This window comes from Pseudomonas sp. SDO524_S393 (genome assembly GCF_054071875.1).
Genome location: NZ_JBSVVZ010000050.1, coordinates 22735 through 43531 on the forward strand (window position 1 = coordinate 22735; position 20797 = coordinate 43531).

At 60.7% G+C, this 20797-nt stretch carries 24 protein-coding genes and 4 tRNA genes; 10 read left to right on the forward strand and 18 right to left on the reverse strand.

Going from position 1 to position 20797, the window contains the following annotated elements; translation table 11 throughout:
* Window positions 1–35: 35 nt before the first annotated feature.
* Window positions 36–1445, reverse strand: a complete 1410-nt coding sequence (locus ACW9IB_RS20470) for an O-antigen ligase family protein (RefSeq protein ID WP_457415217.1) — start codon at window positions 1443–1445, stop codon at window positions 36–38.
* A gap of 35 nt (window positions 1446–1480) precedes the next feature.
* The gene (locus tag ACW9IB_RS20475) at window positions 1481–1894 is read right to left on the reverse strand and encodes a pilin (protein WP_457365448.1); all 414 of its coding nucleotides are present in this window, start codon (window positions 1892–1894) and stop codon (window positions 1481–1483) included.
* Between the two features lie 202 nt (window positions 1895–2096).
* On the opposite strand from ACW9IB_RS20475, the gene ACW9IB_RS20480 reads away from it, so the two are divergent.
* From ACW9IB_RS20480 to yacG, 4 genes are read left to right on the forward strand one after another with little or no spacing between them, the layout of a single operon-like run.
* Complete coding sequence (locus ACW9IB_RS20480) at window positions 2097–3305, forward strand: type II secretion system F family protein (RefSeq protein WP_457415220.1); 1209 nt, start codon at window positions 2097–2099, stop codon at window positions 3303–3305.
* Complete coding sequence (locus tag ACW9IB_RS20485) at window positions 3302–4168, forward strand: prepilin peptidase (RefSeq protein ID WP_457415222.1); 867 nt, start codon at window positions 3302–3304, stop codon at window positions 4166–4168. The genes ACW9IB_RS20480 and ACW9IB_RS20485 overlap by 4 nt, the downstream gene beginning before the upstream one ends.
* On the forward strand, window positions 4165–4788 hold the full coding sequence (coaE, locus tag ACW9IB_RS20490) for a dephospho-CoA kinase (protein WP_457365313.1): 624 nt from the start codon (window positions 4165–4167) through the stop codon (window positions 4786–4788). Before ACW9IB_RS20485 ends, coaE begins: the two co-directional genes overlap by 4 nt.
* On the forward strand, window positions 4785–4985 hold the full coding sequence (gene yacG, locus ACW9IB_RS20495; RefSeq protein ID WP_457365312.1) for a DNA gyrase inhibitor YacG: 201 nt from the start codon (window positions 4785–4787) through the stop codon (window positions 4983–4985). Before coaE ends, yacG begins: the two co-directional genes overlap by 4 nt.
* On the opposite strand, the gene ACW9IB_RS20500 is transcribed toward yacG, so the two are convergent.
* Both ACW9IB_RS20500 and ACW9IB_RS20505 read right to left on the reverse strand, forming a co-directional pair.
* A complete protein-coding gene (locus tag ACW9IB_RS20500) occupies window positions 4982–5197 on the reverse strand; it encodes a hypothetical protein (protein WP_457365447.1) in 216 nt (71 codons plus the stop codon). The two genes, yacG and ACW9IB_RS20500, sit on opposite strands and share 4 nt — an antisense overlap.
* 75 nt (window positions 5198–5272) lie before the next feature.
* Window positions 5273–5962, reverse strand: a complete 690-nt coding sequence (locus tag ACW9IB_RS20505; protein WP_457365311.1) for an energy-coupling factor ABC transporter permease — start codon at window positions 5960–5962, stop codon at window positions 5273–5275.
* 172 nt (window positions 5963–6134) lie between these two features.
* Between ACW9IB_RS20505 and ACW9IB_RS20510 the strand changes: the two genes are divergently transcribed.
* The 3 genes from ACW9IB_RS20510 to ACW9IB_RS20520 all read left to right on the forward strand — a co-directional run bounded on the left by ACW9IB_RS20510 (window position 6135) and on the right by ACW9IB_RS20520 (window position 8372).
* A complete protein-coding gene (locus ACW9IB_RS20510) occupies window positions 6135–6764 on the forward strand; it encodes a DUF1780 domain-containing protein (protein ID WP_010213242.1) in 630 nt (209 codons plus the stop codon).
* Between the two features lie 75 nt (window positions 6765–6839).
* Complete coding sequence (locus tag ACW9IB_RS20515; RefSeq protein WP_016976295.1) at window positions 6840–7013, forward strand: DUF3094 family protein; 174 nt, start codon at window positions 6840–6842, stop codon at window positions 7011–7013.
* Window positions 7014–7073: 60 nt separating this feature from the next.
* A complete protein-coding gene (locus ACW9IB_RS20520; RefSeq protein ID WP_457415224.1) occupies window positions 7074–8372 on the forward strand; it encodes an NAD(P)/FAD-dependent oxidoreductase in 1299 nt (432 codons plus the stop codon).
* A gap of 175 nt (window positions 8373–8547) precedes the next feature.
* On the opposite strand, the gene ACW9IB_RS20525 is transcribed toward ACW9IB_RS20520, so the two are convergent.
* The 7 genes from ACW9IB_RS20525 to rluD all read right to left on the reverse strand — a co-directional run bounded on the left by ACW9IB_RS20525 (window position 8548) and on the right by rluD (window position 13644).
* Window positions 8548–8624 (reverse strand) — tRNA-Pro (locus tag ACW9IB_RS20525).
* A gap of 94 nt (window positions 8625–8718) precedes the next feature.
* Window positions 8719–8794 (reverse strand) — tRNA-Lys (locus tag ACW9IB_RS20530).
* Window positions 8795–8799: 5 nt separating this feature from the next.
* A tRNA-Pro gene (locus ACW9IB_RS20535) sits at window positions 8800–8876 on the reverse strand.
* Window positions 8877–8885: 9 nt separating this feature from the next.
* A tRNA-Asn gene (locus ACW9IB_RS20540) sits at window positions 8886–8961 on the reverse strand.
* Window positions 8962–9262: 301 nt separating this feature from the next.
* Entirely contained in the window at window positions 9263–11827 is a 2565-nt protein-coding gene (gene clpB, locus ACW9IB_RS20545) for an ATP-dependent chaperone ClpB (RefSeq protein WP_457415228.1), read from the reverse strand.
* A gap of 132 nt (window positions 11828–11959) precedes the next feature.
* Complete coding sequence (gene pgeF / locus ACW9IB_RS20550) at window positions 11960–12685, reverse strand: peptidoglycan editing factor PgeF (protein ID WP_457415231.1); 726 nt, start codon at window positions 12683–12685, stop codon at window positions 11960–11962.
* Window positions 12682–13644, reverse strand: a complete 963-nt coding sequence (rluD, locus tag ACW9IB_RS20555; RefSeq protein ID WP_457365307.1) for a 23S rRNA pseudouridine(1911/1915/1917) synthase RluD — start codon at window positions 13642–13644, stop codon at window positions 12682–12684. The genes pgeF and rluD overlap by 4 nt, the downstream gene beginning before the upstream one ends.
* A 149-nt stretch (window positions 13645–13793) precedes the next feature.
* Here rluD and ACW9IB_RS20560 point away from each other — a divergent pair, with 149 nt between their 5' ends.
* Together ACW9IB_RS20560 and ACW9IB_RS20565 are read left to right on the forward strand one after the other, a co-directional pair.
* A complete protein-coding gene (locus ACW9IB_RS20560; protein WP_457415234.1) occupies window positions 13794–14819 on the forward strand; it encodes an outer membrane protein assembly factor BamD in 1026 nt (341 codons plus the stop codon).
* Window positions 14820–14960: 141 nt separating this feature from the next.
* Window positions 14961–15194 carry a PP0621 family protein gene (locus ACW9IB_RS20565; RefSeq protein ID WP_457365305.1) on the forward strand — a complete coding sequence of 78 codons (234 nt, stop codon included), beginning with the start codon at window positions 14961–14963 and terminating at the stop codon, window positions 15192–15194.
* Here the strand turns inward: ACW9IB_RS20565 and thiO are convergent.
* The 5 genes from thiO to pilV all read right to left on the reverse strand — a co-directional run bounded on the left by thiO (window position 15181) and on the right by pilV (window position 18488).
* A complete protein-coding gene (gene thiO / locus ACW9IB_RS20570; RefSeq protein WP_457415236.1) occupies window positions 15181–16290 on the reverse strand; it encodes a glycine oxidase ThiO in 1110 nt (369 codons plus the stop codon). The genes ACW9IB_RS20565 and thiO overlap by 14 nt on opposite strands.
* A 62-nt stretch (window positions 16291–16352) precedes the next feature.
* Window positions 16353–16754: a type IV pilin protein gene (locus tag ACW9IB_RS20575; RefSeq protein WP_457415239.1), complete on the reverse strand. Its 402-nt coding sequence runs from the start codon at window positions 16752–16754 to the stop codon at window positions 16353–16355.
* A 12-nt stretch (window positions 16755–16766) separates the two neighbouring features.
* Window positions 16767–17291, reverse strand: a complete 525-nt coding sequence (locus tag ACW9IB_RS20580) for a pilus assembly PilX family protein (protein WP_457415242.1) — start codon at window positions 17289–17291, stop codon at window positions 16767–16769.
* 13 nt (window positions 17292–17304) lie between these two features.
* A complete protein-coding gene (locus ACW9IB_RS20585) occupies window positions 17305–18012 on the reverse strand; it encodes a PilW family protein (protein ID WP_457415244.1) in 708 nt (235 codons plus the stop codon).
* The gene (gene pilV, locus ACW9IB_RS20590) at window positions 18009–18488 is read right to left on the reverse strand and encodes a type IV pilus modification protein PilV (RefSeq protein WP_457415255.1); all 480 of its coding nucleotides are present in this window, start codon (window positions 18486–18488) and stop codon (window positions 18009–18011) included. Before pilV ends, ACW9IB_RS20585 begins: the two co-directional genes overlap by 4 nt.
* A gap of 203 nt (window positions 18489–18691) precedes the next feature.
* On the opposite strand from pilV, the gene ACW9IB_RS20595 reads away from it, so the two are divergent.
* Complete coding sequence (locus ACW9IB_RS20595; protein WP_457415247.1) at window positions 18692–19273, forward strand: GspH/FimT family pseudopilin; 582 nt, start codon at window positions 18692–18694, stop codon at window positions 19271–19273.
* Here ACW9IB_RS20595 and ispH read toward each other — a convergent pair.
* Window positions 19227–20174, reverse strand: coding sequence for a 4-hydroxy-3-methylbut-2-enyl diphosphate reductase (ispH, locus tag ACW9IB_RS20600; protein WP_457415249.1), 948 nt, complete (start codon window positions 20172–20174; stop codon window positions 19227–19229). The two genes, ACW9IB_RS20595 and ispH, sit on opposite strands and share 47 nt — an antisense overlap.
* 183 nt (window positions 20175–20357) lie before the next feature.
* Window positions 20358–20795, reverse strand: coding sequence for an FKBP-type peptidyl-prolyl cis-trans isomerase (fkpB, locus tag ACW9IB_RS20605; RefSeq protein ID WP_457365445.1), 438 nt, complete (start codon window positions 20793–20795; stop codon window positions 20358–20360).
* Window positions 20796–20797: the final 2 nt, after the last annotated feature.

Here is a 20797-nt window from a genome sequence, read left to right on the forward strand (position 1 = left end):
GGCTAAAGCTAGCACCGCATCGGGCGTCCGGCAACTTACGGGCTTTGCGGGGCAATGACGCCCTGGGCCCAGAAACGAGGTTGCAGGTGCGCGCCTCTATCGTCCAGGTAGTGTTGCTGGGCTTGCTTGAGGTCCGGCACGTCGCGTATCGCGATAACGATCAACAGACCAACGGCCAATACCCCGGCGACTCTTCCTACAAACCACCCCACTGGTAGAGGCGCTGCCGTCGGTGTTCGCCACACATGCAACGCCATCAGCCAGCCCACCACCAGCGCAAGCCAGACCTGGGAGACAGGCATCACCATCACGCCATCGACCATGGACTGCACCAATGACCCCGTCAGCGCGGCAAACAGGCCCAACCTCAGCAGGTCAGCGGGTTCGCCGGACTGCGCCCGCTCACGCAACACAACCAGCGTCGCCCAACCGCTGCGCCACGCCAGGGCCAGTACGCACAAGGCCGACGGCACGCCCCATTCACTGGCCCATTGCAAGATCGCCTGATGGGGGTGGGCGGCAATCTTGTTGGCAATATCGGCAAAGTGCATCGGCCCGAACCCCAGCCAGGGCCGCTCGGCCACCATATGCCAGGCTTGCCACCAGATCGGGCCGCGTCCCGACAGCGAGGTGGTCAGACGATCACTGGCCGCGTTGACGATTTCGATCCCCAGGTAGTCGGCCAGCACCGTGAACGTCAGCCAATACAACACCAGCCCGACGCACACGGCGCCCAATTGCCAGATAACCCAGCGGCGCGCCCATGGTCCCAATAGAACGAGTACCGCTCCGGCGACACCCAGGCCAAGCCAGGTTCCCCGGGTGCCGCCACTGATCGCGATCAGCCACCAGACACAGAGCAGCACAAAAATCCCGCTCCTGAACGGGCGGGAAAACGTGGGCATCAGCAAGGGAAGCGCCAGCAAAGGCAAGGTGAACGTCTGAAACTGGCCGTAAAAACGCTTGTTGGAAAAGCTCCAGAGCAGGAGGTCCGGGTCCAGCGTTGGCTTCCCGCTGGTGAACGCCAAGGTGCCGGCATACAGATACTGGATCGACTTGATCAGGCAGAGCATCACCACGATCACCATCAACACCCGGTCCAGTGACTCGTCACCCCGGCGGCGAAGCAAGGCAAACGCCACGGCAATCGCGCCACAGCTGACGAACAACGCCACTTCGACAAGTGCCCACAACGGCTGACGAGCCAGCGCCGAAGACACCAGCCCCAGGGCTATCACCAGCGCCACACCGACCGCCGTGGACCGGTCCACCAACCACTCTCCACAGGCAACCGACAGTCCATACAGCACGGCACACAAGCCAATGGCGATCTGCATCACGCGCTGCAGGTCATGCCCACTGACTGGCAGGCAGATGCCCAGCGTCAGCAGGCACACCACCACGACCAGAAAAATATTGCCACGCTGCTGTAGGGACAATGACATGGGCCACCTTTACATCCATGCAGAAGGTTGGGCTGTCAGGCCCCGCTGGTATCGCAACCCTTGGCGATGTATTTCGCTTCAGCTGTCGTGGTGCATTTCCAGCCGGTGGTGGCGCTGCGCGTCAGGGTGATGGTCTTGCCCAGCACGGGCGCAGGCGCGTCGAGTATTTCGCAGTTGAGGGAGCCGGCACCGGTAGCGACGTCGCCAGTCACCTCGATCCGGCAGTTGGCGGTGGGGCTGGTGCCGCCGATCAGCGCCAGGGTCGGTACGGTGCCCTGGTTGAGGGTGTCTTCATAGCCTGCCTTCAAGGCGGAGATTTCAGCCAGACCCGCAGTGAACTTGGCCTTGGCCTGGTGGGTGGTGTACATGGGCAGGCCGATGGTGGCCAATATGCCGATGATTGCCACGACGATCAGCAGCTCGATCAAAGTAAAACCTTTCTGACGCATCACTTTCACTCTCCAGAATAGAACTCATGACGAGGCACATCCTGCGCCCCGTATTTCACAGCGGCGCCAGTGTACTCATCGGCGAGCACTCCATCGCGTCCAGGACGCACAATCTGACATTTTATCCTTCGCCGCCAGCGTGTCTGACTCTGTCACCTGACTAAGCTATGAATCTTCGACGACCTGCATGCGGAATCGCAACATGAACGACGCGTCAACGCTCTACGCCTGGGAAGGCATCAACCGCAAGGGACGCAGGGTGTCCGGGCAAACTGCGGGGCACAGCCCGGCAATGATCAAGGCCCGGTTGCGCCAGCAAGGTATCAGCCCGGAGCGGGTGCGCAGAAAAACACCGGGGCTGCCCAGTTTTGCCCCCGCGATAAGCCCTGCCGAAATCGCGCTGTTCACTCGCCAGTTGGCCACGCTGCTCAAAGCCGGCATTCCCCTGCTGCAAGCCCTGGACATCATCGCTGAAGGCTTCGAAAACCGGTCGTTGCGCGAGCGGGTTCAAGGACTGAAGCAGGACATTGCGGCGGGCAACAGCCTGACGATGGCGCTGCGCAGACACCCCCGTCAGTTCGATGACCTGTATTGCAATCTGGTTGCAGCCGGCGAGCAGGCGGGCGCTCTGGAAACCCTGCTGGAGCGGGTAGCGATTCACCTGGAAAAAAGCCAGCAGCTCAAGGCCAGAATCAAGAAAGCCATGACCTACCCTGTGGCGGTTCTGGTCATCGCCAGCCTGGTCAGTGCGATCCTGCTGATCCATGTCGTGCCACAGTTCCAGAACCTGTTCGCCGGCGTGGGCAGCCAACTGCCCAGCCTGACCCTGCACGTCATCGCGCTGTCCGAGTTCATGCAGCGCGCGTGGTGGGCCGTGTTGCTGGGCATTGGTGCCGGGCTTGTCGGGTTGCGTCACGCGTATCGCACCTCGCCCGGTTTTCGCGAAAGGCTCGATGCGGGTTTGTTGAAAACGCCCCTGGCAGGCACACTGCTGAAAAAAACGGCTGTGGCCCGCTACGCGCGCACACTTTCAACCACCTTTGCAGCGGGTGTTCCACTATTGCCGGCACTGGACTCGGTGGCAGGCGCCGTCGGGAGCGGGCCGTTCAGACAGGCGATCGAACATATGCGTCACGCTGTATCGACCGGTATACCGTTGAACCATGCCATGACGGCCAGCGGCCTGTTTCCCGGCATGGCCATCCAGATGACCGCCATCGGCGAGGAGTCGGGCACCCTGGACCGCATGCTGGAAAAAGTCGCCAGCCACTACGAGGCCGATGTGGATAACCTGGTCGATCATCTCACCAGCCTGATGGAGCCGCTGATCATGGTGGTATTGGGCGGCATCGTCGGCGGGCTGGTCATTGCGATGTACCTGCCGGTATTTCAGCTGGGCAGTGCATTTTGAGCCTGCTGCTGAGTCAACAACCCTGGGCCTTCGTCGGGCTGGCGCTGGTACTGGGCCTGATTGTGGGCAGCTTCCTCAATGTGCTGGTGTGGCGCCTGCCGAAAATCCTCGAGCGCGAATGGCGCGCCCAGGCCCATGAAGTACTCGGGCTGCCCGGCGATCCGGCCGCTCCGCCCTACAACCTGATGCGACCCAACTCCTGCTGCCCCCATTGCAATCATCCGATCCGCCCCTGGGAAAATATCCCGCTGCTCAGCTACATCATGCTCAGAGGGCGTTGCGCCCATTGCCGTGGAACCATCAGTGCCCGCTACCCCTTTACCGAGCTGGCCTGCGGGCTGCTCTCGGCGGTGGTCGCCTGGCACTTCGGCTTTGGCTGGCAAGCAGGCGCCGTGTTGCTGTTGAGCTGGGGACTGCTGGCGATGAGCTTGATCGACGCACACCATCAGTTGTTGCCCGACGTACTGGTGTTGCCCTTGCTCTGGCTGGGGCTGATCGCCAACAGCCTGGGCGGCTGGGTGGCGTTGACCGACGCACTTTGGGGAGCGGTCATCGGCTACATGAGCCTGTGGACGGTGTTCTGGCTGTTCAAATGGGTGACCGGCAAGGACGGAATGGGCCATGGAGACTTCAAGCTGTTGGCCCTGCTGGGCGCCTGGGGTGGCTGGCAAATTCTACCAATGACGCTGTTGATGTCCTCGCTGGTGGGCGTGATTGCCGGGCTGATTCTGCTGCGGTTGCGCAAGGCCCAGGCGTCGACGCCGATGCCGTTTGGTCCGTATCTGGCGATTGCCGGCTGGATTGCATTGCTCTGGGGTGGTCAAATAACCGACTTCTATTTGCAGTCTGTCGGTTTCAGATGACCACTTCTGTTGCAACACCCTGGATTCTCGGCCTCACAGGCGGCATTGGCAGCGGCAAGAGCGCGGCGGCCCAACACTTTATCGACCTGGGTATCGACCTGGTCGACGCCGACCACGCCGCGCGCTGGGTGGTCGAGCCGGGGCGTCCGGCGCTGGCCCGCATCGCCGAACACTTTGGCGATGGCGTGCTTCAACCGGACGGCCAACTGGATCGCGCGGTGCTGCGCAAGCGCATCTTTGAAAACCCCGAAGAGCGCCTGTGGCTGGAAGCCTTGCTGCATCCGCTGATCGGTGAAGAAATTCGCAGCCACCTGGCCCGCGCACAATCACCCTACGCGATCCTGGTGTCACCGCTGCTGATCGAGTCCGGCCAGTACAGCATGACCCAGCGCATCCTGGTGATCGACGTGCCGCAATCGTTGCAGGTACAGCGCACCTTGCAACGTGACGGCATCAGTGAACAGCAGGTGCAGGCGATCCTCAAGGCCCAGTCCAGCCGCGAAGACCGCTTGAGCCATGCCGATGACGTGCTGGTCAACGACAAAGACCTCGCCTGGTTGCACGGCGAGGTCGAGCGACTGCATCACTTTTATCTTACTTTGCGTGGAGGCCGATCATGAGCCAACCCTTGACCGTCGACTGCCCAACCTGCGGCGCCCCCGTGGAATGGAAAGCGACCAACCCCAACCGGCCGTTCTGCTCGGACCGCTGCAAACTCATCGACCTGGGCGCCTGGGCCGCCGAAGACCACAAGATTCCTGTCGCCCCGGATGCCGAGGACGAGCTGTTTTCCGAAGATCTGACACCGCGCCACTAAGGTCGCATAAAGGCATGGATCTGCTGGTCGTCGAGGTTTTCTGCGAGATATTGCAGCTCGTCGGCCAGGTCCTCGAACGTACGTACGCCTTTGCTCTGCTGCACCACCGCGCTGAGCATCGCACGCAGGGTCAACCCCGGGTCAAAGCCAATTTCCTGTGCCGCATCCTGGCTTCTGCGCAACTCCTGCCGTGCCCACTCGTACACCCCCATGATTCGCCCCGCCGTGTTGCCCATGAATAGTGCGCAAAGCATGGGCCTGCCTGGATAGGCAGGGTTTGATCTGGGTCAACGCGTTGAGTCGTCGTCTTTCCACGGGGCCGAGAGGTAACGCGAGCGATTGAACGTCTCCAGCCATTCAGGGCAAAACACCACCAGCGCGCTGACCACCATCCCGTTGATAAAGGCCTCTGGAAAAATCATCAGCCACAGGTAACCGACAAAATCCTCCAGCCATTCCGGCATCGCGAAACGACCGTCCAGCCACAGCAACCCCAGGCCCGCCAGCAGGCAGAGCAACGCCGACAGCGCGGCCGCAAAAAAACCGGAGCAGAAGATATAGACAAAGGGGTTACGCGGTTGCGCGCGCTCGACCACCAGCGCGCAGGCTTCAGTCACCAGCACCGGCAGCACGACCAGCAACAGGCCATTGATACCCAGAGCTGCCAGGTCCTGGCGCCCCAGCGCCATCAAGCCTACCTGCGCCGCAAACCCTCCCACGACCGCCAGGGGCCAATCCAGCAGCAGCGTGACCGCCGTCATGCCGATAAAGTGATAAGAAACACCGGTATCGAAATCCCGTCGCACCAGCCACAACATGAACAGCGCAAACACGGTGCCGAACAGCAGGTGCTGGCGCCGCCGGTCGGCAAACAGCTCGACCCAAGGCGCGCGCAGGGTCGCCCACATCACTACAGGCGCGTACATCAGCCAGCCGATGCTGAGGGTTTCCGGCGCCAGGACCGCTGCGCCGATCACGGTTTCACCCGTTCCAGGTGCCGAGCGTCAAGAAGCGAGTGCTCCGAAAATAGCCTCGATAAACACTTCACGGCGTACTCCCTTGCCTGGGTAACGGTCGAGTGACCAGTCTACACCGACCTTTTGCGGCAGGACTTCCTGCGGTCATCATTTGGGCGCTAAGCTGCTAGCTATGGATGACTCTGATTACTTGCGCCTGCTCACCGTGGCAGCCGAACAAGCCAACGCATTCCTGTCCAATGCCCGCAAATGGGAGCGTGAGCGTTGGGTCTGCCAACGCCTGCTGCAAGGCTTGAATGTGCCCTATCGCGCCGAAGAGTTTCATGCCGCCGGGCAGGAACCACCGGATGTGCTGTTTCGCGATGCCAGTTTCGAAGTGTTTTTCGTGCTGGATGAAGGCAGGCGCCTGAACGACGAATGGCGTGACGAGTTGCTACGCCGACGCAGTGCCTTTTCACTGAGCCAACTGGTGAGGCGCGAAGCCAAACCCCGGCGTATTCCGGCCCATGAGTTTCTGTTACGCCTGGCACCAACCCTGCGCAAGAAAGCGCACAACTATAAAGAGCGCGGCATGGACCTGGGGGAGCTGGATATCGTCGCCTTCACCAGCCTCAAGCGCGAAGTGCTGGACCTCAATAGCCACTTCCCTCCCCCCACCGAATACCTGCGCCAGGGATGGCGCTCGCTGTCACTGGTCGGACCGACCTTTGCGCGGGTGTTGTTTGCCCATCCCGACGCGCCGGACTTCTTGCGCAACAATCTGGGGCGCAGCATAGTGTTCGACGTGGGCATCAGCCTGTGACTCGGGCACAGGCTACGCTTGTGGCAATGCCTGTAACGTGGCGCCCCTTTGCAACGTCTACCTGACGAGGCCTTTATGACCAGTCGCCTGAACCCCGATGACCAACAGCATGTCGAAGAGTACCTGCAACTGTCCCAGAACCGAGTCGAGCGCAAGCCTTTCCGGCCTTGGCTGCTCCTCGGTGTGGTGCTGGTGGTGGTGATCGGGCTCGGACTGCTGAGCCGCCTTTTGAGTTACCTGACGCTATGAGCTGCCTGGCGCTCGCGGGGGTAACTGCTCCGATTTCTTTTAGCCTTGCGAGATATCCCCATGATCCATCGTATTATTATCGTCGGCGGCGGCGCCGGCGGCCTGGAGTTGGCTACCCGCCTGGGTAAGACTCTGGGCAAGCGCGGCACTGCCAGCATCACGCTGGTGGACGCCAACCTGACCCATATCTGGAAACCCCTGCTGCACGAAGTGGCCGCTGGCTCCCTGAACTCTTCGGAAGACGAACTCAACTATGTCGCCCAGGCGAAATGGAACCACTTCGAGTTTCAGCTGGGACGCATGAGCGGGCTCGACCGTGAACAAAAGAAAATCCAGCTGGCCGCCACCCTCGACGAAGAAGGCCGCGAACTGTTGCCTGCCCGTGTGCTGGGTTATGACAGCCTGGTGATCGCGGTCGGCAGCACCACTAATGACTTCGGCACCGAAGGTGCGGCGCAGCATTGTCTGTTCCTCGACACCCGTAAACAGGCCGAACGCTTCCATCAGCAACTGCTCAACCATTATCTGCGCGCCCACGCCGGACAGACGGACGCCGTGGAGCAGATCAGCGTTGCCATCGTCGGTGCCGGCGCGACGGGCGTCGAGCTGGCCGCCGAGCTGCACAACGCCGCCCATGAGCTGGCGGCCTATGGTCTTGACCGCATCAAACCGGAAAACATGCACATCACCCTGATCGAAGCCGGCCCGCGGGTGCTGCCTGCCCTGCCGGAGCGTATCGGCGGGCCTGTGCATAAAACCCTGGAGAAACTTGGGGTGACAGTGCTGACCAACTCGGCAGTCAGCGAAGTGACGGCGGATGCATTGATCACCAGCAGCGGCCAGGTCATTCCAGCCAGCCTGAAGGTCTGGGCCGCCGGGATCCGCGCTCCGGGCTTCCTGAAGGACATCGATGGCCTGGAAACCAACCGTATCAACCAACTGCAAGTGTTGCCGACCCTGCAAACCACGCGTGACGAAAACATCTTCGCCTTTGGCGACTGTGCAGCCTGCCCGCAACCGGGCACCGATCGCAATGTGCCGCCGCGAGCCCAGGCCGCTCACCAGCAAGCCTCGTTGCTGGCCAAATCGCTGAAGTTGCGCATTGAGGGCAAGGACCTGCCCACCTACAAGTACACCGATTACGGCTCGTTGATTTCGCTGTCGCGGTTCTCGGCGGTGGGTAACTTGATGGGCAACCTCACCGGTAGTGTGATGCTGGAAGGCTGGTTGGCGCGGATGTTCTATGTGTCGCTGTACCGCATGCACCAGATGGCGCTGTATGGCTTCTTCCGCACGGCGATGCTGATGCTGGGGAGCAAGATTGGCCGAGGCACCGAGCCCAGGCTAAAACTTCACTAACAGCGCAAACCACTGTGGGAGCGGGCTTGCTGGCGAGAGCGGTGTGTCAGGCAGTACATCTGTCACTGATCCACCACATTCGCGAGCAAGCCCGCTCCCACATTTTTCCAGCAGTCAGTTCAAAAATTGTGAGCAAAAAAAATCCCCGTATCTTTCGATACGGGGATTTTTAATATGGTCGGGGTAAGGGGATTCGAACTCCTGACATCCTGCTCCCAAAGCAGGCGCGCTACCGGACTGCGCTATACCCCGGTAAAAAAAAGGCGACCTTTCAGTCGCCTTCTTCGATCAGCGCTTTTGGCCTCTGATCTTAAGATTCGATCCCAGAATTAACTGGTTTCAAAAATGGTGGGTCGTGTGGGATTCGAACCTACGACCAATTGGTTAAAAGCCAACTGCTCTACCAACTGAGCTAACGACCCAAATATGGTCGGGGTAGGGGGATTCGAACTCCCGACATCCTGCTCCCAAAGCAGGCGCGCTACCGGACTGCGCTATACCCCGGTTTGAAATTGGCTCCGTGACCAGGACTCGAACCTGGGACCCAATGATTAACAGTCATTTGCTCTACCGACTGAGCTATCACGGAACTGCATATTTCAAAGTACAACTTTTACTGCTTTACAACGTTCTCTTCAACCGTCCGTATCGCTACGTTCGTGCCTCTGAGGCGCGCTATTCTACAATCTTAAAAACCCCTGTCAACCCTTTAAATTGCTTTTAAGACAATGATTTGCGCTTGTTTCTGATTTCTTCTTGGGGAGAAGAAACCCGTGGGCTGACGTTGCTGCGGGGCGCACTTTACAAGCCTTTGCCTTACAGTTCAACGCCCTATCGAAAAAAAAGGCCCCGCGATGCAGGGCCTTCTTTTGTCACACAGCAGTCCGGACTCAGTGGAAGACGATTTCGTCGTTTTCCACACTCGCCGTGACACGGGTGCCCGGCATGAAGCTTCCCGACAGGATCAACTGGGCCAACGGGTTCTCGATCCAGCGTTGGATCGCACGCTTCAGGGGCCGTGCACCATACACCGGGTCGTAACCCACCGCGATCAGCTTGTCCAACGCCTCGCTGCTCAATTCCAGGTCCAGCTCACGCTCGGCCAGACGGCTGCGCAGGCGACCCAGCTGGATCTCCGTGATGCCCGCAATCTGATCCCGCGCCAAAGGCTCGAAGATCACCACTTCGTCGACCCGGTTGATGAATTCCGGACGGAAGTGCGTGGTCAGCGCATCCATGACCGCAGCACGCTGGGCTTCGCGATCCCCTACCAACTCCTGGATCTGCGCCGAGCCCAGGTTGGAGGTCATCACGATCACCGTGTTGCGGAAATCCACGGTACGCCCGTGACTGTCCGTCAGACGGCCATCTTCCAGCACTTGCAGCAGGATGTTGAATACATCCGGGTGTGCCTTCTCGACCTCGTCCAGCAGAATCACCGAGTAAGGCTTGCGCCGCACTGCTTCGGTCAGGTAACCACCCTCTTCATAACCCACATAGCCCGGTGGCGCACCGATCAGACGAGCCACGGAGTGTTTCTCCATGAACTCAGACATGTCGATGCGTACCATGGCCTCTTCGGTGTCAAAGAGGAACTCGGCCAAGGCCTTGCACAGCTCGGTCTTGCCCACGCCGGTCGGGCCGAGGAACATGAACGAACCGCTCGGACGGTTCGGGTCGGCCAAGCCGGCACGGGAGCGCCGTACCGCGTTGGACACCGCCACCACCGCCTCTTCCTGGCCGATGACGCGCTGATGCAACAGGCTTTCCATTTTCAGCAGTTTGTCGCGTTCTCCTTCAAGCATTTTCGACACAGGAATGCCGGTCCACTTGGAGACGACTTCGGCAATTTCCTCCTCGGTCACCTTGCTGCGCAGTAACTGGTTCTCGCTTTGGCCATGTTGATCGACCATCTGCAGGCTACGCTCCAGGTCCGGGATCACCCCGTACTGCAACTCGGCCATGCGGTTCAGGTCACCTTTACGCCGCGCGGCTTCCAGTTCCTGACGGGACTGCTCGATCTTTTGCTGGATCTGCGCAGAACCCTGCACTTCAGCTTTTTCCGAGGTCCAGACTTCTTCCAGGTCCGAATACTCACGCTCCAGACGCACAATCTCTTCCTGGAGTTTTTCCAGGCGTTTCTTCGCCGCATCGTCCTCTTCTTTCTTGAGGGCCTGGGATTCGACCTTCAGTTGAATCAAGCGGCGATCCAGACGGTCGAGCACTTCCGGCTTGGAATCGATTTCCATGCGAATGCGGCTCGCCGCTTCGTCGATCAGGTCGATGGCCTTGTCGGGCAACTGACGGTCAGTGATGTAGCGATGGCTCAATTTGGCCGCCGCAATAATCGCACCGTCGGTGATCGCCACCTTGTGGTGGACCTCATAGCGCTCTTTCAGGCCACGCAGGATCGCGATGGTGTCCTCTTCGCTCGGCTCTTCCACCAGCACTTTCTGGAAACGACGCTCAAGGGCCGCGTCCTTTTCAATGTACTGGCGGTACTCGTTCAGCGTGGTGGCACCAACGCAATGCAATTCACCCCGCGCCAACGCCGGCTTGAGCATGTTGCCGGCATCCATCGAGCCTTCGCCCTTGCCGGCGCCGACCATGGTGTGCAGCTCGTCGATAAACAGGATGATCTGCCCTTCCTGCTTCGACAGTTCGTTCAGCAAGGATTTCAAACGCTCTTCGAACTCGCCACGGAACTTGGCGCCGGCGATCAGCGCGCCCATATCCAGGGACAGCAGGCGCTTGCCCTTGAGGCCGTCCGGCACCTCGCCATTGATGATGCGCTGGGCCAGGCCTTCGGCAATCGCGGTCTTACCCACGCCAGGCTCGCCGATGAGTACCGGATTGTTCTTGGTGCGACGTTGCAGCACCTGGATGGTGCGACGGATTTCATCGTCACGGCCGATCACTGGGTCGAGCTTGCCGTCTTCGGCGCGCTTGGTCAGGTCGACGGTGTATTTATCCAGGGCCTGACGCGACTCCTCATGATTGGGGTCGTTCACCGCGTCGCCACCACGCAGGTTGTTGATGGCATTTTCCAGGGCTTTCTTGCTTACGCCCTGGCCCAGCAGCAACTTGCCCAGTTTGCTGTTTTCGTCCATGGCGGCGAGCAGCGCCAGTTCGCTGGAGATGAACTGATCACCCTTTTGCTGGGCCAGACGGTCCGCCTGATTGAGCAGGCGCGCCAACTCCTGCGACATGTTCACGTCGCCGGTGGGGTTCTGGATTTTCGGCAATTGGTCGAGCTCTTTGCTCAACTCCTTGCGCAGGCTGTTGACGTCAAAGCCCACTTGCATCAGCAAGGGTTTGATGGAGCCACCTTGTTGTTCGAGCAGCGCCTGCATCAAGTGCGCGGGCTCGATGGCCGGATGGTCGAGGCCGACTGCCAGGGATTGGGAGTCGGATAAGGCCAATTGTAATTTGCTGGTTAAACGATCAATACGCATTAGTCACCTTCCTTTTGAGCAGGCCGGAGCTAGTAAACACATCCTGAATGAAGAAACCTGCCAGATGCCCTTATAGATGGGGTGGATTTTGCAGGATTCAAGCAGGCGATGCGTGATATGGATCAGGAGAGTCTAGCGCTCGAGCCAGATAAGGGAGGCGAATCGACCGGTGCGCGGGCTGCGACGGTAGGAAAAGAAGCGCGGGTCGGTGACGGTGCAGAAACCACCACCATACACAGCAGTAATGCCGCGCGCGGCGAGCCGCAGGCGAGCCAATTGATAGATGTCGGCCATGAACTTGCCCGGATTATGGCTCGGCACAAAGGCCTCGGCGGTGATCGGCAACTGCTGCATGAAGGCTTCACGCACTTCCGGGCCGACCTCGAAGGCTCCCGGGCCAATCGCAGGGCCGAGCCATACGAGCACTTGATCAGGCGCCACATCGAGGCTTTCGACAGCCACTTCCAGCACGCCTGCCGCCAGTCCACGCCAGCCAGCGTGGGCCGCCGCCACGCAAGTGCCTGCACGGTTGCAGAACAACGCAGGCAAGCAATCGGCCGTCATGGCCGTGCAAGCGATACCCGGAGTGCTGGTCCAACTGCCATCGGCTTCGACGGTGAGGCTCGGGTCAGCCTCGACCACCGTCACCCCGTGAACCTGACGCAACCAGGCGGGCGTGATATCAAAGGCATCAGTGAGACGACGGCGATTTTCCAGGACAGCTTCCAGGCTGTCCTCGACATGATCGCCCAGGTTCAAGCTGTCGAACGGCGCCGCACTGACGCCGCCCGCACGGGTGGTGACGCAGGCTTTTACCCGGGCCGGCGCGGGCCAGTCTGGGATCAGCCAGTCACTCATCCGACAAATGCCTCGCGATCCTGCTTGAGCAGCGACAACAGCCAGACGAAGTCGTCCGGCAGTTCCGATTCCCAGCTCATGCGTTTACCACTCGTCGGATGATCCAGCTCCAGGAAGCGCGCATGCAGCGCCTGGCGCGGGAAGTTCTTCAAGGATTCCACCATGGTTGCACTGGCCGCCGGCGGAATACGGAAACGACCGCCGTAGGCCGGGTCACCGACCAACGGGAAGTTGATATGGGCCATGTGCACACGAATCTGGTGGGTGCGCCCGGTTTCCAATTTGACCCGCACATGGGTGTGGGAGCGGAAACGCTCGAGCACCCGGTAGTGACTGACGGCCGGTTTGCCACCTTCCATCACCGCCATGCGCTGGCGTTGCTGACCGTGGCGGCCAATCGGGGCGTTGATCTTGCCACCCGCCACGACCACGCCGATCACGATGCATTCGTAGATACGGCTGACAGTGCGGCTCTGCAATTGTGCAACCAGTTGCGTCTGCGCCTGAATGGTCTTGGCCACCACCATCAAGCCGGTAGTGTCCTTGTCCAGACGGTGCACGATGCCGCAGCGCGGGACGTTGATGATGTCCGGCACGTGATGCAGCAAGGCATTGAGCAAGGTGCCATCAGCATGGCCGGCCGCCGGATGCACCACCAGGCCCGCAGGTTTGTTGATCACCAGGATGTCGTCGTCTTCGTAGACGATGTCCAGCTCGATGTCCTGGGCGACCCATTCTCCCTGGGCTTCCTGCTCGGCAGTCAGCTCGAGGATCGAACCGCCATGGACGATGTCTCGCGGGCGGATGACCGCCCCGTCCACAGTCAGGCGGCCGTCTTTGATCCAGGCGGAAAGGCGCGAGCGCGAGTGCTCGGCGAATAATTGTGCGGCGACTTGATCGAGGCGTTGGCCGCCCAATTCGGACGGCACCTCTGCGCGAAGTTCAATTTTATCGGACATGCTCAGACTAGGCGTGGCACAGCCTTTGGTTTCGGCTGCGCGCTTGTGGTTAAATACGGCGTCTTTTGCCCCGAGGCTTTCAACGGGGCGCTCATCATAACAGGACGGCCCCGCCCAAGACAGCGGCCGTCATAGGGACGCAAGCCGCCATGCAAGTGAAACACCTGCTGCTGATCGCCATCCTCGCCATGACTGCTGCTTGCTCGTCAACAAAGGAAGTCGTCGACGAAAACCTGAGCGAAGTCGAGCTGTACCAGCTGGCTCAGAAAGACCTGGACAATAATAGCTACACCAGCGCCACGGCCAAGCTGAAGGCACTGGAGTCGCGCTATCCGTTCGGACGCTACGCTGACCAGGCCCAGCTCGAACTGATCTACGCCAATTACAAGAACGCCGAGCCCGAGGCCGCCAAGTCCGCTGCCGAGCGTTTTATTCGCCTGCACCCCCAGCACCCGAACGTGGACTACGCCTACTACCTCAAGGGCCTGACCTCGTTTGACCAGGACGTCGGCCTGCTGGCGCGTTTCCTGCCGCTGGACATGACCAAACGCGACCCGGGCGCCGCCCGCGACTCCTACAACGAGTTCGCCCAGCTGACCAGCCGTTACCCCAACAGCCGCTACGCGCCTGACGCCAAGCAGCGCATGATCTACCTGCGCAACCTGCTGGCGTCCTACGAAATCCACGTGGCTCACTACTACCTGACCCGCCAGGCCTACGTCGCAGCGGCCAACCGTGGTCGTTATGTGGTGGAAAACTTCCAGGAGACCCCTTCGGTGGGTGACGGCCTGGCAGTCATGACCGAGGCCTACCAGCGTCTGCACCTGGATGACCTGGCCAGCACCAGCCTGGAAACCTTGAAGCTCAACTACCCGGACCATCCAAGCCTTAAAGACGGCCAGTTCGTGCCTCAGGTCGCCGAAGCGGACAATCGTTCGTGGCTGAGCAAATACACCCTGGGCCTGATCGAATCCCGTCCTCCGCTGCCGCCGGGAGAAACCCGCGCCAACCAGGACGTGATCAAGCAGTTCCAGGACGCCAAGGACGCCATTCCTTCGGACCTCAAGCCCCACGACGAAAACGGCGACGTGATCGAGGAGGAAGCACCGCAGGCCCTGGGCAACAACCAGGACCGCTCGTGGTTCAGCTACATGACCTTCGGCGTATTCGACTGATCCTCGTCGACAACGCACACAAAGGGAGCCCTTCGAGGCTCCCTTTTTTATGGGCCGATTTTATGGGCTGGTGTTATTGCGCTGTGCGCCTGACACGTCCTTGGCTAAACTGGCGCATTCCTTGTCGAGAAACTGCCCATCATGGTTCGTCTACTGTTCTGGATTGCCGTCATTGCTGCCGCGGTATGGTTCTGGCGCAAATTCAAAAGCCCGGCTGCCAGGCAGCAGCGCAGCGGCGAACCTGACGCGACCCCGATGGTACGCTGCGCCCACTGTGGCGTGCACTTGCCGCAGGATCGCGCACTGAGCTCACGCCAGGAGTGGTATTGCACTCAGGCGCATCTGGAACAGGGCCCGAAATCTATCCAGCGCTGATCCGCCCTTCAGGAGCATAGGGCGCCGGATCGATAATAGGCGGACGCCCCAGCAACAGATCGGCGAACAACTGGCAGGACGCAGGCGCAAGCACCAGCCCATTGCGGTAATGCCCACAATTGAGCCACAGACCTTTGAAGCCCGGAGCCTCGCCGATATAAGGGATGCCCTCCGGCGAGCCTGGCCGCAAGCCGGCCCAGTGGCCCACCACTTCAGCGTCCGCCAGGGCGGGAATCAGCTCCACTGCCGACGCCTTGAGGCTTTCCAGAGCGGTGTCAGTCGGTGTCTTGTCGAACCCTTCATGCTCCAGCGTGCTGCCGATCAGAATGTGCCCGTCACGCCGTGGGATGGCATAGCGCCCCTTGGCCAGCACCATGCTCGACAGGAAATCCGTTGCACATTTGTAGAGAATCATCTGCCCCTTGACCGGCTCCACCGGCAGCGACAGGCCCAGAGTGCGCAACAACTCACCGCTCCAGGCCCCCGCCGCCAACACCACCTGATCACCCGGAATCGGACCGGCGGTAGTGTTCACGCCCACGACACAGCCGGCCTCCAACACAAAACCACGCACTTCACACTGTTCATGAATCGTCACGCCCGGCAATGCCAGCAACGCGGCCTTGAGGGACTTGACCAGACGCGGGTTGCGCACGTTGGCCACGTTCTCCATGTAGATCGCGCGGGAATACCCACCGCCCAGCACCGGGACAGCATCATGGGCCGCCGAAACGTCCACCTTGCTCAGCGGACGGCCTTCACGGGCGGCCCAGGCCAAAGCCTCGGCTTCGTCGTCCAGATCGAGCCAGTACAGACCGGTAGTGTGAACCTCCGGATCCAACCCGGTGGCGGCAAACAAGCGCTGGGCGAGTTGCGGATAGAAGTCCTGGGACCAATGGGCCAGCGCCGTGACAGCCGGGCTGTAGCGCCACGGGTAGAGTGGGGACACAATCCCGCCTCCGGCCCAGGAAGACTCCTGCCCTACCCCTGCACGGTCCAGCAACACCACAGGCCGCCCCTGGGTAGCCAGGTTGAACGCGGTCAACAAACCGATGACTCCACCGCCGACAACTACCACTTGCTCTTGCTTAGCCATTACCTGATCCAGCCGATAAATAGGAACGAGCGCGCTCGGCGCCCCATCATTCAGCATTCGCATCATCGCCCCCAGCACGCTTTGCGGGACATTTCAGGCGAAGCGCCCGGATTGGTCCGCAGGCCCGTACTGGTGAGACTGAAATCGCCGCACGCGTCGCCCGCCATGACCGAATCGACCAGCGGCGTGGCCACCAGGCTGAAATCCTGAGGGCTCAATGCAGCGGTGATTCTATAGCGATCATTGCCCGAGCTGACGCCGCTTGCGTCAATAAAACTGCCGTTCCTCGTATAAAAGCGCTCGAGAAGCTGGGCTTGCTCCATCAACAACGCCACCACCTCGGCGCGATACCCCTTTTTGACGTGACTGCTGTATCCCGGATAAGCGATACCTGCCAGCACCGCAACGATCGCCACGGCGATCAGTAACTCGATCAGGGTAAACCCTTGGCTGTCCTTGCCCATCCCACTGCTCCTTTATTGAAGTTGCCGCCATGACACTCGCTGAAACCGGACACCGGGACCCTCCGCCACACGGGCGTACACCGTTTCCAGTACCGTTCGCGATTGGCCAGCCAAGCCCACCGCCGTCACCCGATACAGGTCGGCGACGGTCTGCGCCGGCAACTGCGCCAATCCCACTGCCGGCCCCAACGCCTGAAGGCCATACAGGCCCCCCTTCAGAGCCATCCACGTCACCGCCGAAACAGGGTTCGTACCGGCACCCAGCACCGAAAACGACTCTGCCGGTGGCGCACAAGTAGCAATCGAGTGACATAACGGTACCGCCGCCGCGCCATGCTGCAGGGTTGACTCTCCCAGCCTGAGACCACTCTCGGCGGTTTGAAACGACTGGTTGCGGTGCCAGAGGCTGCCCGTGACTTTTTGTTGGGATACCGCGCCCTGCATGGACGCCAGGCTCACCAGCGATAGCAGCAGCAGGAAAACCAGACTGATCAACAGCACCATGCCCGACTGCCGCTTCTGAATGAACGCCTTCATGACCCTGCCCTCCCTAACCCAACCGGTTTCGCAACGCCGCCACGACGCTGTAGGTCTGGTCCTTGACCTGCCCTGTCGGGTCCTGGAGCGTGATCAGGATACGGACGCTACGGATCAGCGAAGCGTCCGCTGGCTGCAGATCGTAATGGTCCACGCTCGTCGATATGGGGTTGGCCGCCACGCCGAAACTGATCTCGAATGCCGCTACGTTATCCACCAGCGCCGCCTTCGCCGGTGCCGCGGGGCTGCTGACTTTCAATTGGCCGGTTTCAAAGGTGTAGGTGAGCTGGCGTATCGCAAAACGAATCTGCCCCGGCGCAGGCGCAGGTGCTTGCCCCTCATAAGCCCGGGCACTCCCGGTACAGTCGGAAAGCACCGTCCAGTCGGGCTTGCCCCCGCCGTCCCCGACATCCGCACTGATCAGCGTCAGGGCCTTTGAACTGCCTGAAACGCTCCAACTGACAGGCCGATCAAAAGCCAATGGCGCATCATCGATAAAGGCGACGCCCAGGCAGCCAAACATACCGACCTGACGAATATCCTGAACCAGCTTGCCCAGCGCAAACCGTGCGTCGTCCTGCAGCAACATTGCGGCTTGCTGACTGGCGTGGGTCAGTCGCGTGCTGATCACCACCTGACTCACGCCCAACACCAGCAGCAGGCCGACAGCCAGGGCCAGCAATGACTCCAGAAGACCAAACCCTCGGGCATACGCTTTCATTGCGCCGCTCCCGGCACGCCGGCAATGCGACTGGTCAACGTGAAGGTTTCCCGCGCGCCCGCACTGTTCGCCCCTCTGGCATCGTCCCAACTGATATTGATGGCGACCTCGGTACCGCTGATCGCCACCGTCCCCTTGGCGCTCGCCCCGGCAAATCCGAGGATGTTGGCTTCGAAATCGTGCAGGTCCTGATCACGCACACTGGCACTGCCGAGCGGCGCACGCTCGGCCCGTCCCCCTGAATAATCCGCTGCGGAATTGGCGCGTATCCGGTCGAGCATGTCGTAAGCGATGAAGCTGGCCTGGCTGGTCATCCGCGAGCTGTCGGTGTACTTGAGCGCATTGAGCTGGATCGCCGCCGTGCCGAGCAGGCCGACCGCGAGAATCAGCACCGCGACCAGCACTTCGATCAGCGTCATGCCGGTCTGACAGCGCGGCAAGGCGCGGGTAAAAAGAGTGTTCGGGCTGGCAGGCATTTGCATCGTCGTCCATGTCGAAGGCCAAAGGAGGCAGGTGAAACCTGTTGTGCGACCCAAGACTAGCGCCGGTTTTTCGCGGGCGCTGCTGCGGGAACAAAGGGAAATACTTTGGACGTAAAGGCCATCACTCAGCCCCGGAAACTGGACGCTATACCTAGCTCTCCACTTGAAGAACGACTTCATCCACGGAGGGATGTTCCATGCAACAACGTGGTTTCACGCTGATCGAATTGCTCCTCGGGCTGATCGTGAGCGGACTTCTGGCTCACCTTGCACTGCCCGGTTTCAAGGGCTTGCTGGAATCGCAGCAACGTCAAGGCGCCGCGCAAGCCTTGGCGGGCGGTCTGCGCTATGCGCGCACCGAGGCCATCGCGCGCAACCAAGCGGTGGTTATTCATGCGCTGGACGAAGACTGGTCCCAGGGCTGGCGAGTGATTCTGGATGTAAGCGGGCGCGGCCACCTGGACGACGACAACCCGGTGCTGTTGATTCATCAGGAGAGCGGGCGCGTGCCGATCGTGGGCAACGGCCCCGTGAAGAGCCAGGTGCGCTTCAGCGGCCTGGGCGAGCCGGTGTTTTCAGCGGGAGGTTTTCGTGCCGGTACGGTGCACGTCTGCGCCACGGAGGTGGCGCAAAGTCTGTATCAGATCGTGCTGGCACCCAGTGGGCGCATCAGCCTGCGCAACGACAGAGCCGAGCAGGCGCTGTGCCGGAGCCCTTCCGGCACCTTGGTCGTCAGAGCAGCGAACGGACTCGCAGTTCCTTGGGCATTGAGAACGTGATGTTCTCTTCGCGCCCAGCCAGTTCATCGGCACCCGTAGCACCCCACGCATGCAGTTGCTGGATTACACCGCGCACCAACACTTCCGGTGCGGAAGCGCCTGCCGTGATGCCGATACGCTCGACACCATCGAACCAGCTGCGCTGCATGTCTTCGGCGCCGTCGATCAGATACGCCGGTGTCGCCATGCGCTCGGCCAGCTCGCGCAAGCGGTTGGAGTTGGAGCTGTTGGGGCTGCCGACGACCAGCACCACGTCACACTCGTTGGCCAGTTGCTTGACCGCATCCTGGCGGTTTTGCGTGGCGTAGCAGATGTCGTCCTTGCGCGGCCCGCCAATGGCCGGGAAACGACTGCGCAAGGCGTCGATCACACGGCTGGTGTCGTCCATGGACAAGGTAGTCTGAGTAACGAATGCCAGGCGGTCCGGGTTGTGCACCTGCAAGTCAGCGACGTCTTTTTCGTCTTCGACCAGGTAGATGGCGCCGCCATTGCTGGCGTCGTACTGGCCCATAGTGCCTTCGACTTCCGGATGGCCGGCGTGGCCGATCAGGATGCACTCACGACCGTCGCGGCTGTAGCGCGCGACCTCGATGTGCACCTTGGTCACCAGCGGGCAGGTGGCATCGAACACCTTCAGCCCACGGCCTGCCGCTTCGGAACGTACGGCCTGGGACACACCGTGGGCACTGAAGATAACGATTACGTCGTCCGGCACCTGGTCGAGTTCCTCGACAAAGATCGCGCCGCGCGCGCGCAGGTCCTCAACCACGAACTTGTTGTGCACGACTTCATGGCGCACATAGATCGGCGGACCGAAGACTTCCAGGGCGCGGTTGACGATTTCGATCGCCCGGTCCACGCCGGCGCAAAAGCCACGGGGGTTGGCGAGTTTGATTTGCATGCTGTGCCTCGTGTCTTGCAGCGCAAGAAATTGGATCAACTCAGCTCTATAAGAGTAAGCCTTTGTGGGAGCCGGGCTTGCCCGCGATGCAGACGACTCGGTGTATCAGGTACACCGAGGTGATGCAATCGCAGGCAAGCCAGCTCCCACACAAGCCCGACACTCACAGGGCCTGATCTTCTGTTAGATCGCTTTAACGCTGATGATTTCAACATCAAACGTCAAGGTTTTACCGGCCAGCGGGTGGTTGAAATCGATGGTCACTTGCGCGTCATCGAAGGTTTTAACCACCCCTGGAAGTTCGGTGTTCGCCGCGTCATTGAAGATCACCAGCAGGCCTTCCGACAGCTCCATGTCCTGGAACTGCGAACGCGGAATAATCTGCACGTTCTGCGGGTTGGGCTGGCCAAACGCGTTTTCCGGCTGGATTTGCAGGGTGCGTTTGTCACCGGCCTTGAAACCGAACAGGGCGGCTTCAAAACCTGGCAGCAGGTTGCCATCACCGACCTTGAAGGTCGCCGGGGCCTTGTCGAACGTGCTGTCGACCGTGTCGCCATTCTCCAGGCGCAATGCGAAATGCAAAGTGACTTCCGTGTTCTGGCCGATGCGTTGCTCAGCCAATA